The sequence below is a fragment of the Terrimesophilobacter mesophilus genome (assembly GCF_014200375.1).
GTDB classification, from domain to species: domain Bacteria; phylum Actinomycetota; class Actinomycetes; order Actinomycetales; family Microbacteriaceae; genus Terrimesophilobacter; species Terrimesophilobacter mesophilus.
Window position 1 is genome coordinate 376,462 of record NZ_JACHBP010000001.1, and the last position, 12,676, is coordinate 389,137.

A 12,676-nucleotide genomic window follows, 5' to 3' on the forward strand; every position below is an offset into this window, starting at 1 on the left:
TCCCGCAGAACGTGCAGACCGTGCACGAAAATCGCGTCTAATCGGCTTCGCGCTGGGCGAACGCGGACTCGTACAGGCACACGGATGCGGCCGTCGCGAGATTCATCGACTCCGCCTTGCCATACAGGGGAACGCTGACAACACGGTCGGCGTGGAGAAGCTGCTCATCCGTGAGCCCCCGAGCCTCATTTCCGAACAGCCACGCCGTCGGCCTGGCGAGGACGCCCAGGGACCTCACCGCGAGCAGGTCGTCGCCCTTGATGTCCGCCGCGAGAATCGTGAGCCCGGCGATGCGAGCGCGCTCGAGGACGGCATCGAGTTCGACGTTCACCGCGATCGGCAGATGGAAGATCGACCCGGTCGACGCACGCACCACCTTCGGGTTGTAGAGGTCGACGCTGCGGCCGCTGAGGATCACACCGTCGGCTCCGGCAGCATCCGCCGCCCGGATGATCGTGCCCGCGTTACCGGGGTCGCGAACCTCTTCGAGAATCGCGATGAGCCGCGGCGGGCGACCATCACCGCCGGGGCGAAGGATGTCCTTGACGGATGTCGGGAACTGGTGGCACACGGCGACGATTCCCTGCGGGGTCACGGTATCGGCCATGGCTTCCAGGACCTGTTCGGTCACGAACTCGACATCGACTCCCGCATCGACAGCGGTCTGCCCGATGTCGGCGTAGCGCTCGAGCGCCGTCGGTGTCGCATACAGCTCGACGACGAGCTCCGGGCGGTAGGTCAGAGCCTCGGCGACGGCCTGCGGGCCCTCCAAGAGAAAAAGCCCGGTCTGGGACCGGGCCTCTCTCTTGTGAAGCTTCGCGACGGCCCGGATCCGTGGGGAACGCGGGTTGTCGATCATGCCATAAGTCTACGCAGCAGACTTGTCCTTGGGAGCGTTGATGTCCTTCGGGAGGGCAGCCTTCGCCGTTGCGACGATCGACGCGAACGTCGCTGGCTCGTTGACCGCGAGCTCGGCGAGGATGCGACGGTCGACCTCGACGCCGGCCAGGTTCAGTCCCTGGATCAGGCGGTTGTAGGTCATGCCGTTCTCACGGGCTGCGGCGTTGATCCGCTGGATCCACAGACGGCGGAAGTCGCCCTTGCGCGCCCTGCGGTCGCGGTACGCGTAGACGAGCGAGTGGGTGACCTGCTCCTTCGCCTTGCGGTAGAGACGCGAGCGCTGCCCGCGGTATCCGGATGCGCGCTCGAGGATGACCCGACGCTTCTTGTGGGCGTTGACCGCCCGCTTTACTCTTGCCATTTCCTGTTATCCCTTACGTCTCGCGGCTCAGCGGCCGAGAAGCTTGTTGATGGCCTTGACGTCGGCCTTCGCGACCGGCTCGTCCTGGTTGAGGCGGCGCTTGCGCTGGCCCGACTTCACCTCGAGGTTGTGGCGCATTCCGGCCTGCTGCTTCATGAGCTTGCCGCTGCCGGTGATCTTGAATCGCTTCTTCGCCCCTGAGTGGGTCTTCTGCTTAGGCATCCTTTTCCTCTTCCTTGCTGTGGGTCGTGTCGCCGGGCTCCTCGGTGGCCTCGCTGCGGGAGCGGGCCGGCTTCGAAGCTGCGCGGCGGGCGTCGGCCTCGGCCTTCGCCGTCGCCTTGGTCTTGTGCGGGCCGATGACCATCACCATGTTGCGGCCGTCGATCGTCGGTGTGGACTCGACGGAGCCGAACTCTGCGACGTCCTCGGCAAACTTCTGGAGCAGTCGAACGCCCTGGTCCGGGCGGGACTGCTCACGACCACGGAACAGGATCATGGCCTTGACCTTGTCGCCGCCCTGCAGGAATCCCTCGGCGCGCTTGCGCTTGGTTTCGTAGTCGTGCTTATCGATTTTGAGACGGAACCGAACCTCCTTGAGGATCGTGTTCGCCTGGTTGCGCCTGGCCTCCTTGGCCTTCTGCGCTTCTTCGTACTTGAACTTTCCGTAGTCCATGATCTTGGCGACGGGCGGCTTCGAGTTGGGTGCAACCTCGACGAGGTCGAGGTCTGCCTCCTGGGCGAGCCGCAGCGCAACCTCGATCTTGACGACGCCGACCTGCTCACCGCTCGGACCGACGAGGCGAACCTCTGGTACGCGGATCCGGTCATTCGTACGGGGATCGCTGATTGGTAACTCCTTCAGTCTTTCGTTCTGTTGCTCGGCACGACGACGGATGCCGTCTGGCCGACGAGAGAGGAGAGTCACCTGTTGCCTGCCGCGCTCGCGCACGACAACACCAACACGGCACCCTGGACAACCTCCCGATGGTGCTGGGACGGCGGGGCGCCTACAACCCGGTAACCTTGAAGATGCGGTCGCGGGTGGGAGAATCTCCACTTTCGCACTGGGAGCCTATGCCCCAGAGCCCGCATGAGTCTAACAGAGGATTGGTGCATGAGCGAGCCGACGGTGGACGACGCAACACGGGACATCGCGGATGTGCCCGCCGTCGAACTCATCAACACAGTGGCGGTGCATCTGCTGAGCGCCGCCGCCGTCAAGTGCGGCCTCGCCGACGATCCGGAGACGCAGGTCGACCTCGATGAGGCGCGCAAACTCATCAATGCCCTGGCCGGGCTCGTCACGGCGGCAGCCCCCGAGATCGGCGACCATCACGCCAGACCACTGCGCGACGGCCTGCGTTCGGTCCAGCTCGCGTTCCGCGAGGCATCCCCGATGCCCGACGCGCCAGGTGCGGGGCCCGGCGAGAAGTACACCGGGCCGGTCAACTAGCGAGCGAGGTCGCGGCGGCGGAACCCGACGAATCCGACCAGCAGGAAGAATAGTGTCACGAGGCTGATCCAGACGAGCCCGAACCAGTCCGCGTCAGCATCCGTGACGTTCGGGACATGCCAGAACGGGCTGATCGCGAGGATCCAGTCCCACAGTTTGAAGGTGGGACCGAGCACGGTCAGGGCGAAGGATGCCAGAACCCCCAGCCAGGCTGCGAGGAGGACGTGGGGCCTCGCGCCGACGACGGCGACCGAGACGGCGACGACGGTCCACACTGCAGGAACGGTCACCACCACCTGAAGCAGCGCATCCCCGAACTCGACGCCGATGTCCGCGGTCGATGCGAGCACGGCGATGAGCGTCCCCGCGATCAGGATGCAGACTGCTGACAGCGCGAAAGCCAGAACGGCATTGCCGGCGTAGTACACCGGCCGGCGTACCCTGGTCGCCATGATCGGTTCGACCCGGTCTTCGAGTTCCTCGGTGCGCACCCGCAGCATGAGCTGGACACCGGGGATGCAGGCGATGATCCCGAGCAGGCTGAGGATGGTCACGAGGAAGGCGGAGATCAGGGCGTGGGGTGTGGTCGCGCCCGCGGCGAGGAACTGTTTGACCGCGTTGTCCGAGCCGAGGATGTCGTTGATCGAGGTCGCGAAGAATCCGAACACGACTCCGAGAGCGACGAAGGCGATCGTCCAGGTCGTGAGCGCCCCGCGGTTCAAGCGAAAGGCGAGTCGCCAGGTGGAGCGAACCCTCCCCCGCTCCGGGCCCGGGCGCGGTGCGATGGCGCCCTCCCCGAAATCGCGACGGGCCTGTAGCGCGAAGGCGACAGCGAGGACGACAACGGTGAAGGCCAGCGCATACCAGAGCGGCCACCAGTTGTTCTCCGTCGCCGGCCGCGTCTCGGTCATCCAGCCGAGCGGATTGGCCCAGATGGTCCACTCGGGTGCGCTGACCGAGTATGCGAAGCCGCGCAGGAGGAAGAGGATGCCGAGCGTGGCCGTCGCGATGGAGTTGGCGGTGCGGACATCGGAACCGATCTGTGCCGCGACGGCGGCGATGGCGGCGAACATCCACCCGGTCGCGGTGAACGTCGCACCGAGCAGCAGGGATGCCTCCCACCCGCCGCCGCACAGCGCTGTCGCCACCGCAGCGATGACGCCGAGCATGACGGAGGCGATCAGGGCAAGGCCGACGGCGGCAAGCAATCGTCCTGCACGCCCGAGCACACCAGAGGCGAGCAGTTCCGCCTGGCCGGAGTCCTCCTGCCCGCGCGTCGCGCGGGTGACGGCGAAGATGGTGCCGAGGGCTGCGAGGAATCCACCGAGTGCGAGGGTGCGCCAGGCGTTGAAGCCATCCGTCGTCGACAGGTCGAATGCCGGCCCGAAGATGAGCCCGATGGCGGGGTTCGCACCGACCGCGACCGCGAGGCCCGCGCGGTCCTGCTGGTCGGGGAAGACCCACGGGTATACCAGGACAGAGGAGGTCGTGAGGGCGGTGACGATGACGACCCAGGGGGCGAAGTTGCGCCCATCGTGCCTGACCAGGGTCCGCAGGAGCGGTGCCGTGCCGGCCAGCGCGGAGCTCTTCATGCCACGTCCGCAGAGTCGTCATAGAGGCGAAGGAACAGGCTCTCGAGCGACGGCGGCTCCACGGTCAGCGATGCGATACCGCACGGGGTCAGCACGCTCATCGCCTCCCCGATCCGGTCGGAGTCGACCGTCGCGTTCAGCCGGTTACCCTCGAGCTGCACGTCGTGGAAGCCCGAGAATGCGCCGGATTCCGGCATCCGGTCCAATACGGCGTGGATGGAGGTGCGGGTGTGGCCGCGCAGCTGAGTGAGGGTGCCGTTCTCCACGATCCGCCCGTCGCGGATGATGCTCAGCCGGTCCGCGAGCGACTCCAACTCGGCCAGGATGTGGCTGGACAGCAGCACGGATGCGCCGCGGCCCCTGGCCTCACCGATGACCGCCTGGAACACATTCTCCATGAGAGGGTCCAGGCCGCTCGTCGGTTCGTCGAGGACGAGCAGTTCGACATTCGAGGAGAGCGCCGCGACGAGTGCGACCTTCTGCCGATTGCCCTTCGAGTACTGCCTGCCGCGTTTGGTCGGATCGAGCTCGAAGCGTTCGATGAGGTCGGCACGGAGCTTCTCGTCGAGCCCTCCGCGCAGTGCTCCGAGCAGGTCGATCGCCTCGCCGCCGGTCATACCAGGCCACAGTGAGACATCGCCGGGCACATAGGCCAGTCGACGATGCAGGTCGACCATGTCGTGCCACGGGTCACCGCCCAGCACTCGCACGGTGCCGCCGTCCGCCTTCAACAGGCCGAGAAGGATCCGCACCGTCGTCGACTTGCCCGCGCCGTTGGGACCGAGGAAGCCGTGCACCTCCCCACGGGCCACCTCGAGATCGAGACCCTTCAACGCCGGGAAACGGCCATAGGACTTGGTGAGCCCCTCGACCTCGATCACCGCGGTTTCGCCCATGGGGTCTCCCCTTTCGCATCGGAACGGACACCCGTGTCAAGCAGACTCTACACCCGGGGAAATCCCCAGTCGTAGAGTAATGTTGGGCAGGTGACTCGAGCATCCGCGACCGCCAGGAGTTCGCGACCGACCGGTCGCCGCTCCGGCGACACCGGAACCCGCGACGCGATCCTCGACGCTGCGCGCGACCTGTTCGCGGAGCGCGGCTACGAGGGCGCTTCGATCCGCGCGATCGCCACGAGCGCACACGTGGATCCTGCACTCATCCGCCACTTCTTCGGCAACAAGGAAGCGCTCTTCACGAAGACGCTCGCCGACCGCACGAGCCTCCCACAGCGCCTGTTCGAATCCTTCGGCGGCGATCCGGCCGGCATCGGCGAGCGGCTCACCGACACCTACTTCCGCCTGTGGGAGGATCCGGACACCCAGCCGATCCTCTTGGCACTCGTCCGTTCCGCGGTCACGTCCTCGCTCGCCGCCGACATGCTCGTCGACGCGCTCGAGGCGCGCATCCGAAGCCAGGAGGATGTCGGACCGATCGACGAGCAACGGATGCGCAGGATCGAACTCGCCGGCGCGCACCTCCTGGGCGTTGCGGTCGCCCGATTCGTCGTCAAGTTTCCCGCGCTCACCGCTCTCGACCATGGCACGCTCGTCGCGGAGGTCTCCCCCGCCATCCAGCGGTACCTCAGCTGAGGACGACCTCCAGCGAATCGACGCGGTCGGCGATCAGCTCGCTCTGAGCCCAGCGCGTCGCGAGCCGTGCCAGAAGATCATCGAGCCGGGTCCGGTCGAGCCCGGGGATGAGCGTGAGCTCGACCACGAGCTCTGGGCCGAGCAGCCTGGCATGCGGGTCGCCGGCCGAGAGGACGAGCGCCGTGACAGCGGGCTCGTCGACGATCGTGGCCGCGAACTCCGCGGCGACCTCGGCTGAGCGGTGACTCGGGGCCCACTCCAGCTGCCTCGCGATCGCCCAGAGCGCGGGGCGCCGGATGGCGAACTCGGTCTGCGAGGTCGGGTCGAGGACGACGAGGTCCGTGCCCTCGCTCGCGGCGGCGAGCGCGACGCGCGGCCCCGTCGCCGGCACAGGCCGGGCCACCGGGTTCCACGCGTTCATGGCCGTCACAGAACTGAACACCGGAAGGACGGTGCGACCGTCCGGGCCGGAGACGGTCACGATCGAGAGCTCCTGGCTCTTGTCGATCCGCTTTCCCTCCGCGTTGACCCCGGCCTCTCCGAGCCTGGCCAGCAGCGGGATGAGCAATCGGGAATCCCGGAACGCCTCGACGACCTCACCCTCGTCGGTCTCGCCCGCGCGGAATCCGGCGATGGCCGCGATCAGGGCGGGCGGCGCGCTCCCGTCGTCGTCAGGGCTCGGATTCGGCTCGAAGTGCCTGCCTTCCCACGGCTGACCAGCAGAGTCGGTCAGCCGAGGATCGTGTTGGCTCATCGCGGCGTCAGCTAGTCGGAGGCGATGTCGAGCGCTTCGGCGAGGGTGAACGCCTTCGTGTAGAGCGCCTTGCCGACGATCGTGCCCTCGAGGCCCAGTGGCACGAGCTCGCGCAGGGCTGCAATGTCATCGAGGCTGCTGATGCCACCTGAGGCGATCACCGGCTTCTGTGTACGGTTCGCGATGTCGCGAAGCAGGTCGAGGTTCGGACCCTGGAGGGTTCCATCCCGTGTGACGTCCGTGACGACGTAGCGGGCGCATCCGGCCACTTCGAGGCGGTCGAGCACCTCGTAGAGGTCGCCGCCGTCCTTCGTCCAGCCCCGCGCGGCCAGCGTCGTTCCGCGCACGTCGAGGCCGACCGCGATCGCCTCGCCGTACTCGGCGATCACGTGCGCTGCCCACTCGGGGTTCTCCATGGCGGCCGTGCCGAGGTTGATCCGCTTGGCGCCGGAGGCGAGCGCCGCCTCGAGGCTCTCATCGTCCCGGATGCCGCCGGAGAGCTCGATGTTGACTCCGCGAGCGTGCTTGATCACGCGCTTGATGGTGCCGTGGTTGTTGCCACGTCCGAACGCCGCATCGAGATCGACGAGGTGAATCCACTCCGCGCCCTGGTCGATCCAGTCGACCGCCGCATCCACGGGGTCACCGAAGCTCTTCTCCGTGCCCGCCTCGCCACGGGTGAGCCGGACGGCTTTTCCGCCCGCGACATCCACCGCCGGGAGGAGAACCAGTCGCGGTGTCGTATTGAAGTCGCTCATCAATGCCATTTCTGCTGCGAGGCCCCGTATCTCATGCGGGGCAAGTCTCAGATACTAGTCACCTTTGAGGGTGGCCACCCAATTCGCCAGGAGCCGCAGGCCGGCCTGTCCCGACTTTTCGGGGTGGAACTGGGTCGCCGACAACGGCCCGTTCTCCACGGCGGCGAGGAACCGCCCGCCGTGCTGCGACCAGGTGAGTCGAGGCGCAGGCAACGGTCCATCCGGTGGCAGCACCCACTCGAGCGCCGCGTTGGAGTGCACGAAATAGAAGCGTTCGTCGCGAAGTCCGGAAAAGAGCACCGACCCGTCGGGCGCCTCGACAGAGTTCCAGCCGATGTGCGGCAGGATGTCCGATTCCAATTGCGAGACGACTCCGGGCCACTGGCCGAGACCCTCCGTGTCCTCCCCGCGCTCGATGCCACGTTCGAACAGGACCTGCATGCCGACGCAGATACCGAGCACGGGGCGCCCGCCGGCCAGCCTGCGGTCGATGAGTTCCGGACCGCGCACCGCCTCGAGTGCTCTCATCACAGCCGCGAAAGCCCCGACACCCGGGACGACGAGGCCATCGGCCTCGGCGACGCGTGCGGGGACGGCCGTGAGCTCGACCCTGGCGCCCACCTCCTCGAGTGCTTTCGCGGCGGAGTGGACGTTCCCGCTGCCGTAGTCGAGAACGACGACGGATGGCCCTGACACGGTTACAGGGCGCCCTTCGTCGACGGCACGCCGCGCACGAGGGCATCCGGGGCGATCGCCTGCCGCAGAGCCCTCGCGAACGCCTTGAACTCGGCCTCGGCGATGTGGTGCGGGTCGCGGCCGCCGAGCACGGTGATGTGCACCGTGAGGCCGGCATGGAAGGCGATGGCCTCGAAGACATGACGCACCATCGATCCGGTGAAGTGGCCGCCGATGAGGTGGAACTCGAAGCCGGCCGGCTCCCCGGAGTGCACGAGATACGGTCGGCCCGAGACGTCGACGACGGCCTGCACGAGGGCCTCGTCGAGCGGAACGAGCGCGTCTCCGAAGCGGGAGATCCCGACCTTGTCGCCGAGTGCAGCGGCGATCGACTTGCCGAGGACGATCGCCGTGTCCTCCACCGTGTGGTGGACGTCGATGACGGTGTCACCGGATGAGCGCACCGTGAGATCGATGAGCGAATGACGCGAGAAGGCCGTGAGCAGGTGATCGAAGAACGGAACGGTCGTGTCGATGTCGGACGTGCCCGAACCGTCGAGGTCGAGCGAGAGCTCGATGCTCGACTCACTCGTCTCCCGGCGAAGTTCGGCCGTGCGGTGCGTCGTCATGGCTCAAGCCTACCGAGGCGTGATGTCGGTGAGCGCCGCGAGGAACGCGGTGACCTCCGCCTCCGTGCCCGCTGTCACTCTCAGGTGCCCCGGGATGCCGACATCCCGCACGAGGATGCCCCGCGCCAGCAGCTCGCCGAACATCCCCGGCGGGTCGGCGACCCCCCCGAAGAGCACGAAGTTCGCATCCGAGGGAAGCACGGGATAGCCGAGTGCCGGCAATGCGGCCAGCAGGCGATCCCGCTGCGCTGCGATGTCGGCCACGGTCGCCAGCAGGATGTCCGCGTTGTCGAGCGCGGCGATCGCCGCAGCCTGTGTGAGCGATGAGAGGTGATACGGCAGTCGCACGAGTCGCAGCGCGTCGATGACCGCCGGGTCCGCGGCGAGGTACCCGAGACGCACCCCGGCGAAGGCGAAGGCCTTGCTCATCGTCCTGGATACGACGAGCCGCTCCCGTCCCGGGAGCAGTTCAAGGGCCGAGGCTGTGCCGGCCGCGGCGAATTCAGCGTAGGCCTCATCCACGACGACGATGCCGTCCGTGGCGTCGTAGACCGCGGTGATCACGTCACTCGACAACGGTGTGCCGGTCGGGTTGTTGGGTGAGCAGAGGATGACGATGCTCGGAGAGTGCTCACGCACCTGCCGCACCGCCGAATCCGGCGAAAGCCGAAACTCCTCGTCTCGGCTGCCGCCGATCCAGCCCGTGCCGGTTCCCCTCGCCAGGATCGGGTACATCGAATAGGTCGGCTGGAATCCGAGAGCGGCGCGCCCTGGCCCGCCGAACGCCTGGAACAGCTGCTGCAGGATCTCGTTCGATCCGTTCGCCGCCCACAGGTTCGTCGCCGAAAGCCCACCGCCGAGATAGTTCGCAAGGCTCTCGCGCAGCGCTGTGAACTCCCGATCCGGGTACCGGTTGAGAGTGAGGACCGCCTTCGCGAGCGAGGTCACGATGCCATGGGCGACGATCTCCGGCAGCGGGTGGGTGTTCTCGTTGACGTTGAGCGCGATCGGTACGGTCGTCTGCGGAGCGCCGTAGGGGCTGAGCCCGCGAAGATCGTCACGGAGGGGAAGGTCTGCGAGGTCTGCCACGCAGCAATGCTACGGCTACCGGGAGTATGCGGGAGGAACGGCCAACCGATCGCCGGGGTGGACGACCGAGTTCTCCAACTGGTTGAGCCTGACGATGTCGGAGATCACATCGCGCGGATCGGCGGTGGGAGCGAGCTCCTCCGCCACCTGCCACAGCGACTGGCCGGATGCGACGGTCACATAGTCGAACGTGCCGGTCGAGGGCTCGGAGGTCGCGGTCGCCATGCCGCCGTTGAGTGCCATGACAAGCGCCAGGACCGCGAGGGGCCCGGCAGCCAGCGCCGCGAACACCACTCGCCCGCGGCGGGTGATCCGCAAACGCGGCGTGCCCATCGAGATCGCTGTCATGTCGCACCTCCTGGTCTTGCACTGTCGTGGTCTTGCACTGTCGTGGTCTTCCGTATCCGGCGCTCGGCCGGGAGCGCCGGATACGAAGCTTTGTTCCGAACCTATCTTCGAATGACGCGAAAAGCAAGCACATTTTCGAAGAATCCCGACACGGATGTCGCGACACTCTCGAAGAGATGTTTGTTTTCCGTCCTCATTCCGGATACTGTTTCGATTGTCTGGAATTCAGGCAATCACGACCCACTGACATTCGTCGGCGATCAGCTTCGACGGATGTCTGACAGGCAGGTGGACAACGCATGGACGAACTCGAATCCGAGGTGGCGAAGCCGGGCACCCGACGCCGCCGCAGCCTCAGCGAGAAGCAGCGGGCGATCCTCGAGGTGATCCAGCGCTCGGTCTCGACGCGCGGCTATCCGCCGAGCATGAGGGAGATCGGCGACGCCGTGGGCCTCGCATCGCTCTCCAGTGTCACCCACCAGCTGGGCCAGCTCGAGTTGAGCGGCTACCTTCGACGCGACCCCAACCGCACGCGCGCCCTCGAGGTGCTCATCGAGGTGCCGACGGGCGACAACGGCGGTGAGACATCCATTCCGGTGGGCGACGCCGCCATGGTGCCCCTCGTCGGCAGGATCGCCGCCGGGATTCCGATCACGGCGGACCAGCAGATCGACGAGGTCTTCCCTCTCCCCCGCCAGCTCGTCGGCAAGGGTGACCTCTTCATGCTCAAGGTCGTGGGGGAATCGATGATCGACGCCGCCATCTGCGACGGAGACTGGGTCGTCGTGCGCCAGCAGCAGAACGCGGAGAACGGCGAGATCGTCGCGGCCATGCTCGAAGAGGAGGCGACGGTCAAGGTGTTCCAGCAGCGCGACGGTCACACGTGGCTCCTGCCCCGCAACACCGCCTTCGCTCCGATCGTCGGCGACCGCGCCGTCATCCTCGGCAAGGTCGTGGCGGTTCTCAGGTCAGTCTGATACCTGCGCCGCCTGGGCGCGTTCCGTCTGAAACGCGCCCAGTGGGCCTTCGTGTGCTGCGGTGACGAGCGCCACCACCCTGGTACCGGCTTCCTCGTAGGAGGTCGACAGGATCGTCCCGTGCTCGTGGAGCGACGAGATGACATCGCCGCGGTCGTACGGGACCAGAAGTTCGACCCTGATGTCCGGCCGAGGGATGGTCTGCGAGATCCGGTCGAGAAGCTCGTCGACTCCCTCTCCGGTGCGCGCAGACACGAACAGCGCATCCGGTTCGAGCCCACGCAGCGCGAGCCGTGCGTTGTCATCGATGAGGTCCGCCTTGTTGAACACCACGATCTCGGGGATGTCCCGTGCCCCCAGGTCGCCGATCACATTGCGTACGGTCGTGAGCTGGCTCACGGGATCCGGATGACTGGCGTCCACGACGTGCACGATCACATCGGAGCGTTCGACCTCCTCGAGCGTCGAACGGAAGGCCTCGACGAGCTCATGCGGCAGGTTGCGGACGAACCCCACCGTGTCGGTCAGCGTGTACTGGCGGCCGTCGGCGGTCTCCGTGCGGCGAACCGCGGTGTCGAGTGTGGCGAACAGGGCGTTCTCGACGAGCGCCCCCGCCCTCGTCACGCGATTGAGGAGCGACGACTTGCCCGCGTTCGTGTAGCCGGCGATCGCCACGGACGGCACGGCGTTCCTCGCACGATTGGCACGCTTGGACTCCCGCGCCGGCGCGAACTCCTTGATCTGCTTGCGCAACCGCGCCATCCGGGTGTGGATGCGGCGGCGATCGAGCTCGATCTTGGTCTCACCGGGTCCACGGGATCCCATACCGACGCCGGCACCGACCTGGCCACCGGCCTGCCTGCTCATCGACTCACCCCAGCCGCGGAGTCGGGGCAGCAGGTACTCGAGCTGTGCCAGCTCGACCTGCGCCTTGCCCTCGCGGCTCTTGGCGTGCTGGCTGAAGATGTCCAGGATGACGGCGGTACGGTCGATGACCTTGACCTTGACGACGTCCTCGAGCGCTCGTCGCTGACTGGGGGCGAGTTCGGTATCGGCCACCACGGTGTCCGCACCGAGCGACGCCACGATGTCCCGCAGCTCCTGCGCCTTGCCCTTTCCGAGGAAGGTGCTCGGATCGGGATGGCTCCTCCGCTGGAGCAGGCCGTCGAGAACCACGGCGCCGGCCGTCTCCGCGAGGGCCGCGAGTTCGCGAAGCGAGTTCTCGGCGTCGGTCTGCCCGCCCTGGGGGTGGATGCCGATGAGCACGACATTCTCGAGGCGCAGTTGACGGTATTCGACCTCGGTGACGTCGGTGAGTTCTGTCGACAGCCCAGCGACCCTGCGGAGCGCCTGGCGTTCGTCGCGATCCAGCTGGTCGCCGTCGATGACCCCGGACTCTGCCGCATCCTCCTGGATGGCGAGTGCGCCGGACCGGAAAAGGGCATAGCCGCCCGCCCGTGCGTCGGCCGCAGCCAACACCCGGTCTATCGGGTCCGCGTCCGGGCGGACCTCTGTTTCACGTTCAGTCATCGGGTTAACCCTAGCTCT

At 67.0% G+C, this 12,676-nt stretch carries 16 protein-coding genes; 3 read left to right on the forward strand and 13 right to left on the reverse strand.

All coding sequences use genetic code 11. The annotated features are described in order from the left end of the window. Window positions 1-37 precede the first annotated feature (37 nt). From BKA04_RS01805 to infC, 4 genes are read right to left on the reverse strand one after another with little or no spacing between them, the layout of a single operon-like run. Entirely contained in the window at window positions 38-859 is an 822-nt protein-coding gene (locus BKA04_RS01805) for a TrmH family RNA methyltransferase (RefSeq protein ID WP_104094880.1), read from the reverse strand. Between the two features lie 9 nt (window positions 860-868). Continuing rightward, window positions 869-1,261, reverse strand: coding sequence for a 50S ribosomal protein L20 (gene rplT / locus BKA04_RS01810; RefSeq protein ID WP_104094881.1), 393 nt, complete (start codon window positions 1,259-1,261; stop codon window positions 869-871). 27 nt (window positions 1,262-1,288) lie between these two features. Further along, window positions 1,289-1,483 carry a 50S ribosomal protein L35 gene (gene rpmI, locus BKA04_RS01815; RefSeq protein WP_104094882.1) on the reverse strand — a complete coding sequence of 65 codons (195 nt, stop codon included), beginning with the start codon at window positions 1,481-1,483 and terminating at the stop codon, window positions 1,289-1,291. Beyond that, complete coding sequence (infC, locus tag BKA04_RS01820) at window positions 1,476-2,123, reverse strand: translation initiation factor IF-3 (RefSeq protein ID WP_104096570.1); 648 nt, start codon at window positions 2,121-2,123, stop codon at window positions 1,476-1,478. The genes rpmI and infC overlap by 8 nt, the downstream gene beginning before the upstream one ends. 252 nt (window positions 2,124-2,375) lie before the next feature. On the opposite strand from infC, the gene BKA04_RS01825 reads away from it, so the two are divergent. Then, window positions 2,376-2,714, forward strand: a complete 339-nt coding sequence (locus BKA04_RS01825; RefSeq protein WP_104094883.1) for a DUF1844 domain-containing protein — start codon at window positions 2,376-2,378, stop codon at window positions 2,712-2,714. Here the strand turns inward: BKA04_RS01825 and BKA04_RS01830 are convergent. Continuing rightward, the gene (locus tag BKA04_RS01830; protein ID WP_104094884.1) at window positions 2,711-4,306 is read right to left on the reverse strand and encodes an ABC transporter permease; all 1,596 of its coding nucleotides are present in this window, start codon (window positions 4,304-4,306) and stop codon (window positions 2,711-2,713) included. The genes BKA04_RS01825 and BKA04_RS01830 overlap by 4 nt on opposite strands. After that, the gene (locus BKA04_RS01835) at window positions 4,303-5,202 is read right to left on the reverse strand and encodes an ABC transporter ATP-binding protein (protein ID WP_104094885.1); all 900 of its coding nucleotides are present in this window, start codon (window positions 5,200-5,202) and stop codon (window positions 4,303-4,305) included. Before BKA04_RS01835 ends, BKA04_RS01830 begins: the two co-directional genes overlap by 4 nt. Before the next feature lie 90 nt (window positions 5,203-5,292). Here BKA04_RS01835 and BKA04_RS12210 point away from each other — a divergent pair, with 90 nt between their 5' ends. Beyond that, window positions 5,293-5,898 (forward strand): TetR/AcrR family transcriptional regulator, encoded by a 606-nt coding sequence (locus BKA04_RS12210; protein WP_104094886.1) that lies wholly within the window; start codon window positions 5,293-5,295, stop codon window positions 5,896-5,898. Here the strand turns inward: BKA04_RS12210 and BKA04_RS01845 are convergent. The 6 genes from BKA04_RS01845 to BKA04_RS01870 are packed head-to-tail and all read right to left on the reverse strand — an operon-like array spanning window position 5,891 to window position 10,151. Continuing rightward, a complete protein-coding gene (locus BKA04_RS01845) occupies window positions 5,891-6,652 on the reverse strand; it encodes an SseB family protein (RefSeq protein WP_104094887.1) in 762 nt (253 codons plus the stop codon). The genes BKA04_RS12210 and BKA04_RS01845 overlap by 8 nt on opposite strands. 11 nt (window positions 6,653-6,663) lie before the next feature. Continuing rightward, entirely contained in the window at window positions 6,664-7,410 is a 747-nt protein-coding gene (priA, locus tag BKA04_RS01850; RefSeq protein WP_104094888.1) for a bifunctional 1-(5-phosphoribosyl)-5-((5-phosphoribosylamino)methylideneamino)imidazole-4-carboxamide isomerase/phosphoribosylanthranilate isomerase PriA, read from the reverse strand. Between the two features lie 54 nt (window positions 7,411-7,464). Further along, window positions 7,465-8,106: an imidazole glycerol phosphate synthase subunit HisH gene (gene hisH / locus BKA04_RS01855; RefSeq protein ID WP_104094889.1), complete on the reverse strand. Its 642-nt coding sequence runs from the start codon at window positions 8,104-8,106 to the stop codon at window positions 7,465-7,467. A 2-nt stretch (window positions 8,107-8,108) separates the two neighbouring features. Further along, window positions 8,109-8,714, reverse strand: a complete 606-nt coding sequence (gene hisB / locus BKA04_RS01860) for an imidazoleglycerol-phosphate dehydratase HisB (protein ID WP_104094890.1) — start codon at window positions 8,712-8,714, stop codon at window positions 8,109-8,111. Between the two features lie 9 nt (window positions 8,715-8,723). Then, the gene (locus BKA04_RS01865) at window positions 8,724-9,803 is read right to left on the reverse strand and encodes a histidinol-phosphate transaminase (protein ID WP_104094891.1); all 1,080 of its coding nucleotides are present in this window, start codon (window positions 9,801-9,803) and stop codon (window positions 8,724-8,726) included. Window positions 9,804-9,818: 15 nt separating this feature from the next. Continuing rightward, window positions 9,819-10,151, reverse strand: coding sequence for a LysM peptidoglycan-binding domain-containing protein (locus BKA04_RS01870; protein ID WP_104094892.1), 333 nt, complete (start codon window positions 10,149-10,151; stop codon window positions 9,819-9,821). A gap of 299 nt (window positions 10,152-10,450) precedes the next feature. Between BKA04_RS01870 and lexA the strand changes: the two genes are divergently transcribed. Beyond that, the gene (gene lexA / locus BKA04_RS01875) at window positions 10,451-11,128 is read left to right on the forward strand and encodes a transcriptional repressor LexA (RefSeq protein ID WP_104094893.1); all 678 of its coding nucleotides are present in this window, start codon (window positions 10,451-10,453) and stop codon (window positions 11,126-11,128) included. Here the strand turns inward: lexA and hflX are convergent. Next, on the reverse strand, window positions 11,120-12,658 hold the full coding sequence (hflX, locus tag BKA04_RS01880; RefSeq protein WP_104094894.1) for a GTPase HflX: 1,539 nt from the start codon (window positions 12,656-12,658) through the stop codon (window positions 11,120-11,122). The two genes, lexA and hflX, sit on opposite strands and share 9 nt — an antisense overlap. Between the last annotated feature and the right edge of the window lie 18 nt (window positions 12,659-12,676).

What these genes read in the sequence shown, in the direction of transcription:
- BKA04_RS01805 (WP_104094880.1), bottom strand. Translation starts at nt 859, where the DNA reads ATGATCGACAACCCGCGTTCCCCACGGATCCGGGCCGTCGCGAAGCTT.
- rplT (WP_104094881.1), bottom strand. Translation starts at nt 1,261, where the DNA reads ATGGCAAGAGTAAAGCGGGCGGTCAACGCCCACAAGAAGCGTCGGGTC.
- rpmI (WP_104094882.1), bottom strand. Translation starts at nt 1,483, where the DNA reads ATGCCTAAGCAGAAGACCCACTCAGGGGCGAAGAAGCGATTCAAGATC.
- BKA04_RS01825 (WP_104094883.1), top strand. Translation starts at nt 2,376, where the DNA reads ATGAGCGAGCCGACGGTGGACGACGCAACACGGGACATCGCGGATGTG.
- BKA04_RS01830 (WP_104094884.1), bottom strand. Translation starts at nt 4,306, where the DNA reads ATGAAGAGCTCCGCGCTGGCCGGCACGGCACCGCTCCTGCGGACCCTG.
- BKA04_RS01835 (WP_104094885.1), bottom strand. Translation starts at nt 5,202, where the DNA reads ATGGGCGAAACCGCGGTGATCGAGGTCGAGGGGCTCACCAAGTCCTAT.
- BKA04_RS01845 (WP_104094887.1), bottom strand. Translation starts at nt 6,652, where the DNA reads ATGAGCCAACACGATCCTCGGCTGACCGACTCTGCTGGTCAGCCGTGG.
- priA (WP_104094888.1), bottom strand. Translation starts at nt 7,410, where the DNA reads ATGAGCGACTTCAATACGACACCGCGACTGGTTCTCCTCCCGGCGGTG.
- hisB (WP_104094890.1), bottom strand. Translation starts at nt 8,714, where the DNA reads ATGACGACGCACCGCACGGCCGAACTTCGCCGGGAGACGAGTGAGTCG.
- BKA04_RS01870 (WP_104094892.1), bottom strand. Translation starts at nt 10,151, where the DNA reads ATGACAGCGATCTCGATGGGCACGCCGCGTTTGCGGATCACCCGCCGC.
- lexA (WP_104094893.1), top strand. Translation starts at nt 10,451, where the DNA reads ATGGACGAACTCGAATCCGAGGTGGCGAAGCCGGGCACCCGACGCCGC.
- hflX (WP_104094894.1), bottom strand. Translation starts at nt 12,658, where the DNA reads ATGACTGAACGTGAAACAGAGGTCCGCCCGGACGCGGACCCGATAGAC.